This window comes from Vibrio sp. Vb0349 (genome assembly GCF_033338975.1).
The window spans coordinates 21,209-39,826 of record NZ_JAWOTS010000024.1 but is presented as its reverse complement, the minus strand read 5'-3'; the positions used below and the strand labels follow the sequence as shown (position 1 = coordinate 39,826).

At 45.4% G+C, this 18,618-nt stretch carries 16 protein-coding genes; 8 read left to right on the top strand and 8 right to left on the bottom strand.

The window, feature by feature from the left end:
- Window positions 1-44: 44 nt before the first annotated feature.
- Window positions 45-3,809 (bottom strand): translocation/assembly module TamB domain-containing protein, encoded by a 3,765-nt coding sequence (locus R7Q47_RS19375; protein WP_318089332.1) that lies wholly within the window; start codon window positions 3,807-3,809, stop codon window positions 45-47.
- Window positions 3,806-5,518 (bottom strand): autotransporter assembly complex protein TamA, encoded by a 1,713-nt coding sequence (locus R7Q47_RS19370; protein WP_136976962.1) that lies wholly within the window; start codon window positions 5,516-5,518, stop codon window positions 3,806-3,808. The genes R7Q47_RS19375 and R7Q47_RS19370 overlap by 4 nt, the downstream gene beginning before the upstream one ends.
- A 167-nt stretch (window positions 5,519-5,685) precedes the next feature.
- Between R7Q47_RS19370 and msrA the strand changes: the two genes are divergently transcribed.
- On the top strand, window positions 5,686-6,324 hold the full coding sequence (gene msrA, locus R7Q47_RS19365) for a peptide-methionine (S)-S-oxide reductase MsrA (RefSeq protein ID WP_005379620.1): 639 nt from the start codon (window positions 5,686-5,688) through the stop codon (window positions 6,322-6,324).
- Window positions 6,325-6,394: 70 nt separating this feature from the next.
- On the opposite strand, the gene R7Q47_RS19360 is transcribed toward msrA, so the two are convergent.
- Complete coding sequence (locus R7Q47_RS19360) at window positions 6,395-6,595, bottom strand: DUF1107 domain-containing protein (protein ID WP_005379612.1); 201 nt, start codon at window positions 6,593-6,595, stop codon at window positions 6,395-6,397.
- A gap of 215 nt (window positions 6,596-6,810) precedes the next feature.
- Between R7Q47_RS19360 and R7Q47_RS19355 the strand changes: the two genes are divergently transcribed.
- From R7Q47_RS19355 to R7Q47_RS19325, 7 genes are all read left to right on the top strand, one after another.
- Window positions 6,811-7,362, top strand: coding sequence for a YtfJ family protein (locus tag R7Q47_RS19355; RefSeq protein ID WP_005383122.1), 552 nt, complete (start codon window positions 6,811-6,813; stop codon window positions 7,360-7,362).
- 227 nt (window positions 7,363-7,589) lie between these two features.
- Window positions 7,590-7,889: a DUF2607 family protein gene (locus R7Q47_RS19350; RefSeq protein WP_080773738.1), complete on the top strand. Its 300-nt coding sequence runs from the start codon at window positions 7,590-7,592 to the stop codon at window positions 7,887-7,889.
- A 134-nt stretch (window positions 7,890-8,023) separates the two neighbouring features.
- Window positions 8,024-8,668, top strand: a complete 645-nt coding sequence (gene zrgA / locus R7Q47_RS19345; RefSeq protein WP_318089331.1) for a zinc uptake protein ZrgA — start codon at window positions 8,024-8,026, stop codon at window positions 8,666-8,668.
- A gap of 52 nt (window positions 8,669-8,720) precedes the next feature.
- Entirely contained in the window at window positions 8,721-9,449 is a 729-nt protein-coding gene (locus R7Q47_RS19340) for an ABC transporter ATP-binding protein (RefSeq protein WP_005379603.1), read from the top strand.
- Window positions 9,446-10,705, top strand: coding sequence for an ABC transporter permease (locus tag R7Q47_RS19335; protein WP_248487296.1), 1,260 nt, complete (start codon window positions 9,446-9,448; stop codon window positions 10,703-10,705). Before R7Q47_RS19340 ends, R7Q47_RS19335 begins: the two co-directional genes overlap by 4 nt.
- 4 nt (window positions 10,706-10,709) lie before the next feature.
- Window positions 10,710-11,204: a DUF3299 domain-containing protein gene (locus R7Q47_RS19330; RefSeq protein WP_005379600.1), complete on the top strand. Its 495-nt coding sequence runs from the start codon at window positions 10,710-10,712 to the stop codon at window positions 11,202-11,204.
- 322 nt (window positions 11,205-11,526) lie between these two features.
- A complete protein-coding gene (locus R7Q47_RS19325) occupies window positions 11,527-12,432 on the top strand; it encodes a TIGR03899 family protein (protein WP_005379599.1) in 906 nt (301 codons plus the stop codon).
- 89 nt (window positions 12,433-12,521) lie between these two features.
- Here the strand turns inward: R7Q47_RS19325 and cysC are convergent, their stop codons facing one another.
- The 5 genes from cysC to cobA all read right to left on the bottom strand — a co-directional run bounded on the left by cysC (window position 12,522) and on the right by cobA (window position 18,432).
- Complete coding sequence (gene cysC, locus R7Q47_RS19320; RefSeq protein WP_085569688.1) at window positions 12,522-13,139, bottom strand: adenylyl-sulfate kinase; 618 nt, start codon at window positions 13,137-13,139, stop codon at window positions 12,522-12,524.
- Between the two features lie 24 nt (window positions 13,140-13,163).
- A complete protein-coding gene (locus R7Q47_RS19315; RefSeq protein ID WP_005379596.1) occupies window positions 13,164-14,888 on the bottom strand; it encodes an SLC13 family permease in 1,725 nt (574 codons plus the stop codon).
- 251 nt (window positions 14,889-15,139) lie between these two features.
- Entirely contained in the window at window positions 15,140-16,570 is a 1,431-nt protein-coding gene (gene cysN, locus R7Q47_RS19310) for a sulfate adenylyltransferase subunit CysN (RefSeq protein WP_017633444.1), read from the bottom strand.
- Window positions 16,571-16,588: 18 nt separating this feature from the next.
- Window positions 16,589-17,497 carry a sulfate adenylyltransferase subunit CysD gene (cysD, locus tag R7Q47_RS19305; RefSeq protein ID WP_005379592.1) on the bottom strand — a complete coding sequence of 303 codons (909 nt, stop codon included), beginning with the start codon at window positions 17,495-17,497 and terminating at the stop codon, window positions 16,589-16,591.
- Between the two features lie 59 nt (window positions 17,498-17,556).
- A complete protein-coding gene (gene cobA, locus R7Q47_RS19300) occupies window positions 17,557-18,432 on the bottom strand; it encodes a uroporphyrinogen-III C-methyltransferase (RefSeq protein WP_031780800.1) in 876 nt (291 codons plus the stop codon).
- Window positions 18,433-18,618: the final 186 nt, after the last annotated feature.

The following is an 18,618-nucleotide window of genomic DNA, read 5'->3' as shown; positions in this document are numbered from 1 at the left end:
AACCACTCCTTAGTCATGACTGTGTATGCTTAGGTTAAAGCACTTTAATCGAACTCAAACTGATAGAGTAGGTCAACGGCGCTATCTACACCAGATACCGCTTCTAAATACAAGTCTTGCATCAATCGGTAACGCACAGTGAACTCACCTAGGGAGTTAAAGATGCCGACACCATATTTCACCTGCAAACCTGGCAGAATATAACCACTCACCGTCACTTGCGAGTCATCGCCCGACCCAGCAGTGTCCAGCTGTAAATCCTGTACGCCAAAGGCTTCACCGATTTCACCAACCACACGCCCACTCTTCGCCAAGCTTAAACCAATTAAGGTAGTCGTCATTGCATTACCACCAGCTTCACCATCAATATCTTGACCACGAAGTAGATAAGAAAGTGCATTGGCTTGGTTCATCGCGGGCTCTGAGAAAATTTCTATACTCGGATCAGATGCTGGGCCCGACACTTGTACCCCCGCAATGACATCATCTTGGGTATTGTCTGGATTACGAATCGCTTTGATAGACAAGTAAGGTTGATCTGGTGGACCATTCATCAGAATCTTACCTTCTTTAATCAATAAGTCCTGACCAAACGAACGATAAGAACCGTCGACAACATTCACTTCACCAACGATGAAAGGACCTTTGTCTTTTTGTGTCACGTTTAGGTTCCCTTTCAACCCACCTTTTAAACCAAAAGCGGCAAGTTGGAAGTCATCACCAATTTTAATGTTGATGTTCGTTTCCACATCAAACGGCATCGCAGCCACATCGTCCACTGGCTGCAAGTTTTTATCGAGAATAACGGTATCACTCGATACGCCTACCGCACTTGGTGGAAGCTCTTCGACGACAATTCTGCCCCATGGCAAATTAATATCACCCTCAATTTTCGCAAGCTGAGGAGTCACATCTATTGTCATGTCAGGCTCAACTTTGATTTTTACCATTGGAGGCAAATCAACATTGAGCTCTTTAGCAAATACACGCGCTTTAGTGCGCCAGTTCTGTAAGTCCTGCCAGTCGGCATAACCGGTAACGTTCAACTCACCATCCGGGGTTAAAATTCCAGCATCCAAGTCCGCTTGATGACCTTTAAAGTTGATGACGACCTGTCCTGAGTTTATATCTATCGGTGTGACTTCACCCTGTAGCTTCATTTGGTCAATCAAGAACTGACCGTTCACCTTCGGATGCATAACGTCACCTGATATCGCTAGGTCAGTATTCATGTTTGCTTTAAACAAGCTGTACTCACCAATCAACGGTGCCAAGAAGTCCAAGTGGAACGTAGAGAGTGAAACCTTACCATCAATAGTGGGCTTTTCAGACGAGACATTCAGTAAAGAAACCTTACCAGACAAGTCACCGTTATCTTTCACATCAAATAGCCACTCGGCATCAAGCTTGTCTTTCGCTAATGCCGCTTTAAAGTTGAAGCTTTCCCAACCGACTTTAATTGGCTGCTCAAGTGCTTGTTCAACTTGGCCTTTTGGCATATTGACACTTAAGGTTACTTCGGGCTTTTTCTCTGGTGCCCATTTAGCAAAAACCTGTGCATTAACCGAGCCTTGCAGCTTGGTTTCTGGCGGCAGGAATTGCTTGATTTGGTAAAAATCAAAATCATTGATGGCTAGCTTCGCCTGGCCACTCTTACCAACACTAATGTCTTCGGTTAGACATACGCTCGACTCCGCTTGCAACCAACAATGCGCTTGAACGTTCGCGATCTGTTTGTCGATATTGACCTTCACCGCGGTCGATTTTTGCAACGCCCACGGGCCTTGTTGCGAGCTCAGCGTCAAGCGGCGCAGCGCCCCATCCCAAATCATTTCTGGTTTCTGCTGGAATGTCCCTTCAATTTCTAAACTGGTCGACACCAGGTCAGACACTACATCGAGTGTCAGTTGATGCAGTTTTTCATCCCCAGAGACTTCAAGGTCAGCACTATCAACTTTTATGTCGTCATAGGTAATGTTGTTCGCAATTAGGCTTATGTTCGCTTTTGGTGCTGGCAGAGGCTTCACATCACCCTTTAAGGTGATCGTTTCTACGTTCGCCTGTTGCTGCCAGTTTATCTGATTTAAAGCGAGATCAAGATTGATGTCTGGTTCTTTCAAGCTACCACGTAGTGCGACTTTACCTTGCATTTTACCTGCAAGGTCCGGAACACTTTTTGCAAAATCAGGGAAGTTAACCTCAACATCCATCAGAATTTGCTTATCGATCTTACCCTTTGCACTCAGTTGGTTCGGGCCATGAGAAAGCGCTAAACCCTGAGTGGTAAGTTGGATGTCTTCGCCTTTGCCGTTCTTATCAGACGCTTCAAGTTGCCCTTCAACATTCAGCGGATAACCTCGCAAAATGCCGTCAATGTCTAACTTAGGCAAACTGACTTGCCAACCGCCTTGTTCTGTTAACGACCCCGAAGTCGAAAGATTACCGCTAATATCCCCTTCGGCTTCTTTCCACTGCAATCCTGGTTGAATGTTCTTCAGGTTTAAGTCAGCTTGCCAGTTGATTGGCGCGGCCCAATTGGCCATGACTTTCCCAGAGAGTTCGCCCCCTAAGGTTTTCACTACAAGGCTTTCGAGGTCAATTTGCTCTAACGTACCTTTGCCGTTTAGTGCGACATCAACGGCGGGAATATCTTTGCCTGACGCTTTGGTTTCTAATGCGACTTCGTAGCCATCAAGTGAGCCTTTTGCCGCCAAGCTTGGTACAGAAACCTGGTAATCGCTTTGTCCAAATAGCGGCCATTGCGCCTGTACATTTTTAATCGCGACATCAAACGGTAACTGCGTTTTAAGCGGTTGAATATCACCTTTGATCTCCGCTTGTACAAGCTCAGAAAGCGTAGCATTTAGTGACAAATCACCAACCGAACCCGAGACCGAAAGCGACAGTTTTTGTCCCTTCGCATCCGCTTGCTTCACTAACGCGTCCAGTTGCGCTTTGATAGGGTAATCAGAAGAAAGCGTCACTTGTGTGCTCAACTTGCCTTCCACTTCTGGCATGTCGAGCTCTAACGTTTTGACATCAACACGCTCACCGCCTGCTCTTGCAACCAAACCAAGATGATTGACGATCACTGGCGTTTCACCTGCCAGTTTGAAATTGTGAATATCAAGACGACGCGCTTCCACCGTCAGCGGAATCCATACTTCGGGTAACACAATATCTTGCGGCGTAGCATCGGCTTCTTTCGGCTCTTCAACAACCGCTTCTGGGGCCGCTTCACTTGGTGCGAGCGCAACATTAATGTCTTTCAACGCGGTAGGTGCGATCACCAAACGATCACCCTGCATCGACAAAGCGGTCGAGAATGTTTGCCAATCAATTTGATTGCCCAGCACATTGACATTGATGTCATTAAAGCTGACTTTATTAACAAAAATTGGCACTGGCGTACTGATAGAACGCAGTGGTGGTGTTTCCTCTTGCTCCTCGCTTGCTGGCGGTAGCTCTGGCATCTTAAAGTCAAGCCCCTGCAGTCTTAACTCATCGACACAGACCTTAGGGTCAAAGAAACAGCGGAAGTTCACTGCCAAAGCTAAACGCTCGACTTTGGCGTCGATATTCAAAGACTCATCGACAAAACTGACGTTATGCAGTTCGAAGCGAGGAAACAATGAACCCTGCACTGTTTCAATCTGCAATTGTGGTAATGCTTTTTCAGCTCCCCACAAGGCAAATTTGAGGCCTGGGTGGGTAAACAAAACTGTCGCGACAATAATGATGAGCAACAGCAATAGACCAATCAAACTGAGCGACAGCCATTTGGTCCACTTAAACATCATTTTGATCATAGCTCAGGCCCCAATGAGAAGTGGATACGAAACTCTCGTTCTGGTTTTGCATCCAACCCCCATGCAAAATCAAAACTAACAGGGCCCACCGGAGACGCCCAGCGGATACCAACACCAGCACCTGATTTCCAATCTGGTGTTTCATTAAACGCATCACCAATATCGTAAAACGTTGCAGCCCACCAGTTTCCATAAACACGATATTGGTATTCTAATGTACTGCTAACAATGTATTTACCACCCGTCAAAGCACCACTCTCATCCACAGGTGAAATAGATTCATAGCCGTAACCACGAATATTATTGTCACCACCTGCGAAGAAACGCAGCGACGGTGATAGCTTTTCAAGTTCATCGGTAATATTCGCACCACCTTCTAAGCGGAACAAACCACGATGATTCTCTCCAATACCACGAATCCAAGAAGTCGAGCCAATTAAGCGGAGCACTCTAGTTTCAGAAAGCATAGCGGTATCACCATACTCAATAGTGATGCTTTGCTTGTCTCCCCACATTGGCATATTGCCCCCTCGAACCCTAGTCCGAGAAAATGTCGCACCTGGAAGTACGAAGTTGAATTCATCATCTTGTAAACCTTGCGTAAAGCTCTCGTACAAATGACGAACATAAACGGTATTATGCCAACCACCGCCTGCTAACCAATGACGTTCCACTGCAAGGTTAGACTCGATACTCTGTGTGTCACGGTTGTCTAGGTTTTTAAGCCCATATTGAACTTGATAATAATCGTTAGCGACATCTTCTAAAGGAATTTTGTAAGAAGCAGTCACGGTTTGCTCTGGCTTAGATAGGGATAAAGCGGTGTTGAAACTGTGTCCTCGGGAGCTCACCCAAGGTTTCTTCCACTTCAACGTTCCTCGAACGCCGACATCCGTTGAGTAACCAATACCCGTCTCAATCTGATTCTTGGAAGCAGGAGATAAAGACACTTTAATTGGCAAGTCTCGGCCATCATCAAGCCTATCCAATTCAGGCTCAACAAAAACTGAGGAAAACCACTCCGTATTTGATAGCTTCTGATTAAACTCGCCCAGCTTCGAAACGTTGTATGGGTCCCCTTCTTTAAAAGGCTGTAGTGATGCGACACGGTCTTCCCAGATGTGGTTGCCAATAAAAGAAACGTCGCCAAAATTGAAACGTATTCCACTGCTGTAGTGCAAACGGACATTAGCTTCGTTCAGATCAGGGATAACCTCTAATCGACTTAGCGTAAACTCACCGTTGAAGTAACCACGCTGAAGCGCCAAGTTACGAATGCCTGACTTAAGGTTGTCGTATTGGCCTTGATTCAAAACTTGACCAACTTTTAGCGGAGAGCGCTCAATAAGTTTTGCAAACTCTTCATCGTCTTTAGCCTCTCCAGTGATGACCACATCCATGACTTTCACTTTCACTGGCAAGCCCGGCTTGATGAGCACAATTAACTCATCATTCGCTTCAGGAATAGAGTATGAAATTTTTGCATGATAATACCCAAGCGCGTTAAGCGCTTCAGTGATACTTTGATCTAATCTCGCTTGAAAACGCAGAGAAGTGGAGTAATCCTTCTCTGGAATAGATGATAGATACGCACTGACATTCTCTTCTAAAGCGCCATCAATGCCTTTCAAAGTCAAAGAAACATCGGCATAGGCACCATGAGAAAAGGCAAACAGGCCAACAATGGTGGGGAGAGCTTTTTTTATCATGCTTTTATGGCTGAATGAGGTTAAGTAAACGTAAATAATGATAACGCCAATTAGATTCTAAGTCTGTAATATTAATAGGTTTAACGCGGTCTATGTCATCACAGCATCAGATACAGACGAAATGAAAAAGTTCGCAAATTTAAGACACGTATTGAAGGACAAATACCATGCTCAATAAACAAACATTGATCAGTATAGAAGATGCCTTGCCAGGTAGAGATCAACCAATGCAGATTGACGATCATCATTTTGTAAATAAATCTAACCTAAAGGCGCCTCTTGCGTCACACCAACAGCAGATTTTGCTCGGAATGGGCTGTTTTTGGGGCGCTGAGCGCGTATTTTGGCAACTCGACGGCGTTGTATCTACTTCGGTCGGTTACGCTGGGGGGTACACACCCAATCCCACCTATGAAGAAGTCTGTACGGGTAAAACGGGTCATACAGAAGTCGTACGAGTCGTTTTCGATGAACGCGTCATCTCATTAGAAAAGCTACTGGCTGTTTTTTGGGAAAAACACGACCCAACTCAGGGAATGCGTCAAGGTAACGACTTAGGTACTCAATATCGTTCTGCAATTTACACTTATTCGACGGAGCAACTCGAGAGCGCAGAGAAATCGAAACTCTTGTATCAGCAAGCACTGCAAGAAGAGCAGCGCGCGAACATCACCACCGAAATACAACCAGCAGGTCCGTATTACTTTGCGGAAACCTACCACCAGCAATATTTGGCGAAAAACCCTGATGGTTACTGTGGCATCGGAGGAACGGGAGTTTGCTTCCCACCAAGCCTCCAAGGATAAACCTAACCAGCAACAAAAAGAGCGACCGATATGGTCGCTCTTTTCTAAATCTAAGTGGGTACCAAGCTAACTAAGCCGATAATGATGCTATCACTTGGTTGACTTCTTTAAAGATGGTGAGCCTTTTATGATCGTTGACGTCAGGTAGTAACACTTTGCCATTGTCGAACTGAAAACAGCCAACCCCAACAATAAAAAATTGACCTTTGAACAACGTTTTAACAAAACGGGCCACTTGTAATGGTCGATATACAGCAAACTCACGTAGCATAACTCACCTCAATTCCTTTGAGAAAACACGGATTGCTTATTTTTCCTCTGCAATCTTAATGCGCAATTTGCGACGGAAATCATTTTAGCAAATTCTAAATATAACGCAAGATTACACCACTCCATACGTTAAATAAATGTTATCAACGGTCCTACAAATTTCTAAGATCTGGATATATACTGGAAGCTTCCAAACCTCGTACGGAATATAACAATATGAAAACTAAGACTCTCCTACCTCTACTACTGGCCTTAACGCCAAGCTTGACCTTTGCACACAACTTGTCAGTGGGTAAAAGCGTTCCTCCTGTCAATGTTGCCGCTTACGGCGAGATTGTTTTACAAGGCGAAGGCGTTGCATACCAACCCTGGGCAACTCAACATATGCAAGGCAAAGTTCGTGTTATTCAAGCCATCGCAGGCCGTAGCAGTTCAAAAGAGATGAATGCCCCTTTAATGTCGGCAATAACAGCGGCAAATTTTCCACAAGAAAGCTACCAGACGACGACTATCATCAACCAAGATGATGCAATTTGGGGGACAGGCTCTTTCGTGAAGTCTTCAGCTCAAGACAGCAAAAAAGAGTTTCCTTGGTCATCCATGGTTCTTGATGAAAATGGCGTAGTTGCTAATACTTGGGACCTGAAAGAAGAAAGCTCGGCCATTATTGTTCAAGACAAAACGGGCAAAGTTCTGTTTGTCAAAGAGGGCGCACTTGAGCAAGATGAGATAACAAAAGTCATTGAGCTTATTAAACAGAACATCTAGCTTCATTGAATGGCTCCTTGTTCCTGTTGTAAGGAGCTATATGAATTTGATTAGAAGCATGGGCAGTGATAACTCTGCTCTTTATAAGTGCGACACTTCCATCAGAGAGTATTACCAATATTTTTCGGCACGTATGTGTTGAGTTAAATTTTTCTGCTAGCCAACAAAAGAGTGAACTTTTATTCATTATGGGTGTTATATTATAACAGTCGGTAAGAGGAGCTCAGATGTACCACCACCAGCAAAAAATACTAAGATATTGGTATCGCACTGCTTTATTTTTCAGTGTTGCGTTGCTGATCGCTTGGAACTTTGCGGTTGTACTTCATCAAGTCGATCTGACGCCCGACCATCATACCCATCATCATTGCCAATTATTTTCTGGTGTTCAGCACGGTATAGCAAAGGTACAACCTACCCTCTCTACACCGACTTTTACGCGCGCCCAGCATCATCATGTTTTTTTGCATCTCGTGTACCGCGAAGAAGTTCTTGGCGCTGCTCGTGCCCCTCCTTATTTTGCTTAATTTCCAAACTATTCCACACTCAAAATTATTGAGTTCATTCCCGCACCTAGTGTGTCAGGGAACAATAACTTAGTGAAACTCGAATCTGAGCAATACCGCCTTTGGTTAATGCCAGTAAAATTAGGAAAAATACAATGTCATCAAAACACGTTTTAGCCCTTGCTATTGGCCTCACTTTATCGACAGCAGCGAATGCAAACGAATACCGCCAGCATGGTGCTCATGTGCATGGTCACGTCGAGTTTAATATCGCCCAAGATGGCAAAGATCTGTTAGTAGAGATCACAGCTCCTGGAGCTGATGTTGTGGGTTTCGAACATGCTCCAGAAAACGTACAACAAGAGCAAGCGCTTAAACAAGCCGTCGCTACACTCGAAGACAGCAACGCATTGTTCGCTATTAACTCACAAGCTGATTGTAATATTGAAGAAGCTTACGTGAGCCACAACCTAAGCGAAACTCATGAGGAACATGATCATAGTGAGCACGACCATGATGACCATGCACATCACGATCATGAAGGGCACGAACATCATGATCATAATGATAAACATGACCACCATGACGATCATGATGAGGCGCACGATCATGGCAGTCACGGTGAATTTTCGGTGCAATATCGCTTCAATTGCGAACAAGTTAATCAGCTTAGCCAAATCCAAACCGATTGGTTTAACCAATTCCCAACTACAGAGTCCATCAGCGTCAATATATTCACTGATACCATGCAATCAGCAATTAAATTAAGCAAAGATAACACCCAAATCGTAATCAAATAACACGAGTGGCGTGTAAGTACCCACTTACACGCCACAGCTTTGGTGATTTAATATGACTGAAACCACACCAAATGTTGTCGAGCTAGAGGATGCCCAATTTTTCTGGCCCGGTTCAACCAACCCAACCATCCACATTCCCAAATTACACATTACACAAGGCGAGCATGTGTTTATCAAAGGTCCAAGTGGCTGCGGTAAATCGACCTTGCTCGCTTTGTTGACGGGGATTAACACATTAACTTCAGGCTCTCTATCTGTACTCGATACTGACCTTGCTAGTTTAAGTGCCAGTCAGAGAGACCGCTTTCGCGCCAATCATATTGGCTACATCTTTCAACAGTTCAATTTATTGCCGTACCTTAACGTACTTGAAAACGTATTATTGCCATGTCAGTTCAGTAAAATACGACGTGACCGTGCCCATTTAGGTGCCTCATCTCAAACGTTAAATGAACAGGCTCAGGCCCTACTAGAACGACTGCACTTGCCAAACGAGCTTCATACACGCCCTGTCTCTGAATTGAGTATTGGTCAACAACAACGTGTGGCTGCGGCTCGAGCTCTGATAGGACATCCAGAGTTAGTGATCGCTGACGAACCAACCTCAGCTTTAGACTATGACAATCGTAAAGCATTTATTGAGCTCCTTATGGAGCAAGCGAATCAAGCTAATGCCACACTGGTATTCGTTAGCCACGACCCAACACTCGAACCCTTATTCGATCGCACGCTCAATCTACCCGACATTAATCAAGTATCTAGCCTAGGAGCCATATCATGAGTGCTGTTGTAAAGCTCGCCTGGAAAAGCTTGATGAACCGCAAAGCGACGGCAATTCTAACCATCATGACCGTTGCGATTTCAGTGGTACTCCTATTGGGCGTCGAGCGTATCCGAACTCAAGCCAAGGATAGCTTCGCCAATACAATTTCAGGCACTGACCTCATTATTGGTGGACGCTCTGGGCAAGTGAACCTATTGCTCTATTCTGTGTTTCGTATTGGTAATGCGACCAACAACATCGATTGGAAAAGCTACCAAGAGTTTGCCAATCATCGTTCAGTCGATTGGGCTATTCCAATCTCGCTTGGCGACTCGCATAAAGGCTTCCGAGTTATGGGAACCAATCACAGTTACTTTGAGCATTACAAGTTTGGAAGTAAGCAACCACTAACATTTAGCAAGGGCAGAGAATTCAATGGTTTATTTGAAACCGTGCTAGGTTCTGATGTCGCTAAACAACTTGGTTATGATATCGGTAGCGAAATCATCATTGCCCACGGCATTAGCGACGTTGGCTTTAGCCGTCATGACAATCTGCCATTTAAAGTTGTCGGTATCCTTGCACCTACAGGAACACCAGTCGACAAAACTGTCCATGTATCATTGGAAGCCATCGAAGCCATTCACGTCGGATGGGAAAGTGGTGCGCGTTTGGGCCCGACACCCAAGGCACAAGATCTCAAAAACAGAGACTTTCAGCCCAAACAAATTACCGCTATGCTCGTTGGTTTGAAATCTCGTATTCAAACTTTCGCCCTGCAAAGACAAATTAACACCTACCCCCAAGAGCCGCTCAGCGCCATTATGCCCGGCGTTGCGTTGCATGAGTTATGGGGAATGATGTCGGTTGCAGAGCAAGCCCTAATGGCAGTATCTGGTTTTGTCGTGATAGCAGGGTTGTTAGGTATGTTAAGCAGTCTATTAACTAGCCTACAGGAACGCCGCCGTGAAATGGCGATTTTGCGTGCCATGGGAGCAAGGCCTCGTCATGTTTTCTCACTCTTAATTAGTGAAGCCAGCTTGCTTACTGCTGCTGGTATTATTACTGGCGTTACTGGGCTGTATGCCATTCTTGCTATCGCGCAGCCGATCATCCAACAGCACTATGGAATACATCTCACCTTAAGCATCTTATCTAATTATGAGTGGATGCTATTAGGTTTCGTACAATGCGCTGGTATTGTGATTGGTTTCATTCCCGCACTCCGCGCCTACCGACAGTCACTGAGTGACGGAATGACAATAAGGATTTAATAAAATGTGGAAAAAAATACTCGCAAGTTGCTTGCTGGTCGTCGCATTCACAGCGCCTGTTATGGCCAGCGAAGAACCATTGAAGCTTGACTGGATTGACCTTGTTCCAGAAAAAGAGCGTAAATTGTTCGACAGTATAGGCATGCCCGCATCTGATCACAGTGGTGGCGCAGCCCAGCAGTCCAAGATTGGTAACGTTCGACCAGAACTGAACGGAAGCCAAGTTAAAATTCCGGGGTTTGTTATCCCACTTGAAGGTGATGCCGATACCGTCACCGAATTTTTATTGGTGCCATATTTTGGAGCTTGTATTCACGTGCCACCACCGCCTCCAAACCAGATCATTTACGTGAAGTTTCCGAAAGGCGCGCCTGTTCAAGAGTTGTGGGATGTTATATATGTGGTTGGAACGTTGAAAACCGAGACGATAAACCACGAACTGGCAGAAACGGCTTACGTTATTGAGGGATCAGAAATAGAAGCCTACGACGATATGTAATTTAAGTCGTCGATAAGCCTCGCTACACCTAAGGCGTCACACTGGCGCCTTTTTTAGCTTTGTGCTACACGATATAACGAGATAAATACGCTAACACGCCCACATAAATAACCAAAAGAAACGCTATCGACAGGTGCTTTTTGAGTTTACCTGCTTCTGAGAACTTCATAGCCCCTCCAAAATAACGATAACAATTTTAACAACTCATTATCATTTTGAATAGCCCTATTCGTTCAAAAACTGAGAACTCCTGTCTGGTCGCTTGGTCAGATAAGGTGTAAATTTAAACGTGCGAACCGCGCAGTTCTTGGTAGGAAAACGAATGGCAGACCCGACAAAGCAACCTGTTGTCATCGAACATCAGTCAGACACAAAAAAAAATACGCAACAAGAAAAGAAACAAGGCTACATAAAAGACAGTGCTAGTAAGGTAAAAACCATAGCCCAAATACACGGTCTTGACGCCTTACTGCAAACCGAACCGCCAGCCAAATCTGCGTTTGAAAGAGCCCAATTGCGAGAGCAACGACGCCAAGAACAGCGACAAAAAAACTTAGAACAGATTTTAAAATTAGCGCACAGTTCATGCCGAGATGAGACAGCGGGAGAGCCAGACCAAGATTGGTTGCATCGATTTTTTGAGATGGCTCAAGACATCCATAACAGCGCGATGCAAAAGCTATGGGCTCAAGTGATGAAGCGTGAAGTGACCAATCCGGGTTCAACATCCATGAAAGCGTTGAAAACCCTCAAGGATATGTCACCAAAGGAAGCACAAACTCTGCAAAGAGCCGCCTCTTTAGCGTGCAGTTTTGGAGGGGATCACAGCAGAAAACTGCTGATTGGTTACAAAGCCCAAGGAGGCATATTTAGCTTCGGCAAGCGAGACGTCGCTAACAGCCTAAATATGGGAAGTTTTCAACTGCCGTATTCAAGCTTGTTGCTCTTAATTGAATTAGGGCTGCTGCACAGTGCCGAACTTGAATCTGGCGAAATTAGTATCGAGACACCGTTGGTCCTCACCTACCAAGGTAAAAACTTGTCACTGAACGTAAACAGTAAAGGTGTCCGCCTTTTATATTACCGCTTCACACCGACAGGTAATGAGCTCTGTACCTTACTCGGAAACAAACCACATGCCGAATACTACGATCAGATGCTTGCACTGTTAAATCATAGGTTTAGTGTCCATAGTGAAGCTAAAAGTACGGTTCATCATACCGTCTAGCCAGCTTGAGAAGCATTTGATCACCTATGATCCAAATACTTCTCAAGCTGCTCAAAGAGCTTTAGGTCACCTATGATCTAAATGCTTTTTTATCGGATCACACCGCGTTGTTTAAGATCGATTAAGCACAAATCCACCAGCTCATCGACACTCTTTTCTCCCGCGGGCAAATCGATTTCAGGCTTCTCTGGCGCTTGATATTCCGAATCAATACCAGTGAAATTAGGAATCTCTCCCGCACGGGCTTTACGGTATAAACCCTTAGGATCTCGACCTTCGCAAACCTCTAGAGATGCATTGACATACACTTCGATAAACTCGCCTTCTGGCAATAAATCGCGCACTAACTTCCGCTCTGCACGATGCGGTGAAATAAACGCCGACAGAACAATTAAACCCGCATCTGCCATCAACTTCGCCAGTTCACCAATGCGACGAATGTTCTCGCGACGGTCCTGTTCAGAAAAACCTAAATCGCTACACAAACCATGCCGTACATTGTCACCATCCAATAAATAGGTGTGGTAACCCAATGCTGCAAGGCGATTTTCCAACGCCCCTGCTACGGTTGATTTACCCGCTCCAGATAAACCAGTGAACCACAATACGGCAGGTTTTTGCTTCTTTAATTCAGCACGAAACTGTTTATCAACCGAATGCTGGTGCCAAACAATGTTTTCATCTTTTACCGTCGTTTCGGCAGTCATAACGTATCCTTGTAAATATCGGAATTAAAACGGGAAAAAGACCGGGATCAAAGTAAGTACTAATACAGAGTACACAATCGAAATTGGCACTCCAATTCTCACGTAGTCGGTCAATTTGTAATTTCCTACGCTGTACACCAGCAGGTTAGTTTGGTAACCGTAGGGAGAGATAAAGCTCGCACTCGCGCCGAACAAAACCGCCATGATGAATGGCATCGGATCCACGCCATAACCCACCGCCATGCTATAGCCGATAGGAAAAGAAAGCGCAGCCGCGGCATTGTTTGTCACCAATTCAGTGAGTACCAATGTCATGATATAAGTCGCCACCAAGGCACCAAATACTCCCCAGCCATTAAACGCTTCAATAAACATCACTCCCATTCTTTCTGACAATCCAGAAGAGATCATCAGTTGAGCAATAGACAAAGCGGAACCGACAATCACGACGATATCGATCGGAAAACGGCGGCGCAGTTCTGAAATCTGCACAATACCAAACGCAATAAGCGCGATAAGGTACGCAGCTAGACCTTTAATAATCGGTACTAACTCTAATAGAGCGCATCCAATTACGGCTGCAAAGCCCAGTAATACAATAGAAGACTTATTCGTATCAAGCCGAGCGCTAGAGTCCAAGTCATGCACTAAAACAAACTCTTTACGATGAGCTCGGCGTTCAGACTCAAAACGCTTTCCTGGAACCAGAACTAACGTGTCTCCTGGCGCTAAGGTAATACTACCCAAGCCACCTTCTAGGCGTTCGTGGCCTCGGCGAATCGCCACAACAACGGCATCGAATCGGTCGCGGAATCGGCTCTCTTTGAGGGTTTTGTAGCAAAATGTCGCCGACGAGCTCACCACAACTTCGATAAAGTTTTGCCCATTTAAGTGCTGCTGACCAAACAACTTGAGGCCCGGAATTTCTTGCAGGGTCGCGACGCTCTCAACATCGCCACAAAATAACAGGCGGTCTTTTGCGTTGAGCACAAAATCCGGTCCCACAGAAGAAACAGTAACACCATCGCGCACCACTTCTGCAAGAAACAGTTTGCGCAGCGCACGTAAATTATTCTCGCTGATCGTACGCCCAACTAGCGGTGAGCCAGGCTCAACGCGAGACTCAAGAAAGTAAGGTAAATCTTCTTGGTTTTGATCATCATAATTCGGTAGCAAGTAGCTCAGTGGAATAAGAATCAGCATCCCTCCCACCAGCACAGCCAAACCTATCATCGTAGGTGTAAAAAAGCTCAGGCTCGGTAAGCCTGCGTCTTCGACAAAGCTGTTGATGATTAAGTTAGTCGACGTACCAATCAAAGTTAATGTGCCACCAAAAATGGCGGCGTAAGACAAGGGGATAAGTAATTTCGAAGGTGCATGCTGCTGATTACGCTTAATCGCCCCAATCAATGAAACAACCACAGCGGTATTATTCGTAAATGAAGAGAGCAAGGCTGTCGATACGCCGAGCTTAGCAATCACGCTGCCTAACTGGCCCTCAGAGATACTTCGGCTCACCCAACTGATCAGCAGTGTTTTTTCTAGAGCACAGGATGCAAGAATCAATAGAACCAGGGTTAACAATGAAGAGTTGGTAAAATTGGATGCGATAGTGGCTGAATCCATCATCCCAGCCATGAATGCAATAAAAGCGGCACCCGCAAAGACATAACTAGGCTTAATTTTCGTGACAAGCAAGCAAGTGATAATGCCAAGCAAAATCGCTAACACAAACCCTTGTTCCCACATAGCCTTTCCTTACCAAATAGCCCCAAAGGGCACAACAACGACTCATTTATCCATGAAACACCGACAAACGAGTAAACAGACAAAAATCAGCGCAAGCGAAAAGAACATCAGAATGCTCGGTTTTCTTGGGCTCCACCGAAGCATTCTGGTATTAGGAGAATACCTAACGACATTTCGCAATTCAGTTAGGTAGCGACGCCCCAAGTACAACAGCAGACAGAGCCTGAAATTATCGTACTTGGGTAAGCCAGTTACTTTTTCAGAAACTGGCTGACGTCTTTTGCTTCCCAGTGTGGGAAGTGTTTACGGACAAGCGCATTAAGCTCAACTTCAAACGCAGAGATGTCCGTCAAATCGCGCTCAACCACGGCGAGGCTCTCTTTAACCATGCCGGCACCAACCGTCACGTTTGTCAGACGATCGATAATGATAAAGCCACCGGTATCTGCACAGTCTTGATAATTGTCCAGCGCGACGGACTCATTAAGAGACCATTCACACAAACCAATACCATTCAATGGCAGCTCTGCCGAGCTATGAGTCGAGAGATTATTAATGTCATATTGATGACGAATCGCTTCAACATGACCTACGGTTTTCTTACCTGCGATTTTGATGTCATAGTCACGACCCGGTTGCAGGGGTTGCTCTGTCATCCACACCACATCGGCAAGCAAATGGTTTGTGGTTTCCACTTGAGCATTATCTAGAACAATCAAATCGCCACGGCTAATATCGATCTCATCGCTTAGCGTCAGAGTGACAGCTAATCCGGCACGAGCTTCTTCGATATCACCATCAAAGGTCACAATACGTGCCACTGTTGACGTTTTACCCGATGGCAATGCTTTAATGGCATCACCGACTTTGATCGAACCAGAAGAAATGGTCCCCGCAAAACCACGGAAATCGAGGTTAGGACGATTAACGTATTGCACAGGGAAGCGGAATTCACCCGCGCCTTTTTCTTGATCCACATCGACCGTTTCAAGAAGCTCAAGCAATGATGGGCCTTTAAACCAAGTCAGGTTTTGGCCTTTATCCACCACATTGTCCCCTTCAAGCGCTGAGATCGGGATGATTTGAATATCAATATCCCCAGTCAGATTCTCAGAGAACTTCAGATACTCATCGCGGATCTCTTCAAAGCGCTCTTGTGAGTAATCCACTAAGTCCATCTTGTTGATCGCCACAACAAAGTGCTTCAAACCCAACAGGTTGGAAATGAAAGAGTGACGACGAGTTTGATCGAGAATGCCCTTACGTGCATCAACCAGAATCACAGCTAAGTCACAAGTCGATGCACCTGTAGCCATGTTACGTGTGTACTGCTCGTGTCCAGGAGTATCTGCAATGATGAATTTACGTTTCTGCGTCGAGAAATAGCGGTAAGCCACATCAATCGTGATCCCCTGCTCGCGCTCAGCTTGTAAGCCATCGACCAACAACGCAAGGTCGGGCTTTTCACCCGTGGTACCCACACGTTGGCTGTCTGAATGCACTGCCGCTAGCTGATCTTCATAAATTTGTTTTGAGTCATGGAGTAAGCGACCGATTAATGTACTTTTACCGTCATCCACCGAGCCACAAGTCAAGAATCTAAGTAACGACTTGTACTGGTGTTGTGTTAAATAGCCTTCGATACCAAGCTCGGCTAATTGAGCTTCAACTGCACTGTTCATTATCTTTCCTTAGATCCTTTAGAAGTAACCTTGACGTTTCTTAAGCTCCATCGATCCTGACTGATCGTGGTCGATCGCTCGGCCTTGGCGCTCACTCGACGTTGCCACCAGCATCTCTTCGATAATGCCAGTTAAAGTGTTTGCTTCAGACTCGATGGCCCCGGTCAATGGATAACAACCAAGGGTACGGAAGCGCACGCTCTTCTCTTCAATCACTTCACCCGGTTGAAGCTCCATACGATCATCATCCACCATGATCAGCATGCCATCGCGTTCAACAACTGGGCGTTTGTCCGCGAGGTAAAGCGGCACGATCTCGATGTTTTCTAAATAGATGTATTGCCAGATATCAAGCTCAGTCCAGTTAGACAGTGGGAATACACGAATGCTCTCACCCTTATTAACCTGACCGTTGTACGTCTTCCATAGCTCAGGACGTTGGTTTTTAGGGTCCCATGTATGGTTCTTATCGCGGAATGAATACACGCGCTCTTTCGCCCGTGATTTCTCTTCGTCGCGGCGCGCACCACCAAAGGCAGCATCAAAACCGTACTTGTTCAGCGCTTGTTTTAAGCCTTGAGTCTTCATGATGTCAGTGTGCTTAGAAGAACCATGAACAAACGGGCTACAGCCCATGGCTAGACCTTCTGGATTCTTATGTACCAAAAGCTCAAAACCGTATTTGGCCGCGGTGCGATCACGAAATTCAATCATCTCGCGGAACTTCCAATCGGTGTCAACATGCAGCAATGGAAATGGAATCTTACCTGGGTAAAAAGCTTTACGCGCAAGGTGCAGCATCACTGATGAGTCTTTACCAATCGAATACATCATGACTGGGTTATCAAACTCAGCCGCAACTTCACGGATGATGTGGATACTCTCCGCTTCGAGTTGTTTAAGGTGAGTTAAACGTTGTTGGTCCATGTTTTGTATTTCCTTTTTAAGCTTGAAGGCGCATTACGTCTCTAATCTTTGGTCTGAAATTATATGGAGTTGGCAATAGCACTTTTGTTGAATTCAGTACTAGACAAAAACCAGTCTAACTTTTGAGACAGTCGCACTACCTCTCCGACAACAATCAAAGATGGCGACTGTGCTTCCTTCGATAAATCAGAGAGTTGGGAGAGTTCTCCCGTAAATACTTTTTGTTGAATCTGCGTGCCACGCTCAATAATGGCAATCGGAGTCGACGCTGAACGACCATGCTTAATGAGTTGATTCTGAATATAGTGTGATTTCATCAGCCCCATGTAGATCACTAAAGTCTGATTCCCACGCGCCAAAGTGGACCAATCCATCTCATCACTTTCTTCTTTCAAGTGGCCAGTCACAAAGATGGCCGATTGCGCATAATCACGATGAGTCAGTGGAATACCAGCATAAGCGGTTGCGCCAGCTGCTGCGGTAATGCCAGGGACAACTTGAAAACGAACGCCGGCATCAGCAAGCACTTCTAACTCTTCACCACCACGACCGAATACAAACGGATCCCCACCTTTAATGCGCACTACTTTGTAGCCCTGCTTGGCAAAATCCACCAAAAGCTGATTCGTCTTCTCCTGCGGCACACTGTGATGCCCAGCTCGCTTCCCAACGCACACCAAAATCGTATCGCTTGGAATCAATGCCATGATTTCTTCAGACACCAAGTAGTCGTACAAAACCACATCAGCTTGCTGCAAGCAGTTCAGTGCTTTCACCGTCAGAAGTTCAGGATCGCCTGGTCCTGCACCTACTAAGGCGACTTCACCAGGCTGTAGCGATTGCTTTGCAAAACGAGTAACACCAGCGACTGGGTTGTCAGAAACTAACCGGGGCTTTGGTTTAGGAAAAGAAGTGACTGAATCGTTCGTTGCCATGTGCTTGCTCATCGTCCATTGATATCGTTATGCAAGCATTATGGCGGGGCGTTTATATTACCTGAAATTCTAAAATTTCATTTTTTATTCAAAAATCTGCTAAGAAGTTTTTGTTTGGTCTCATTCAAAAGCGTGAAAAAGTCGGCGGTTAATATGAATAAGGTTCAGTAAACTGATTAATGTTCA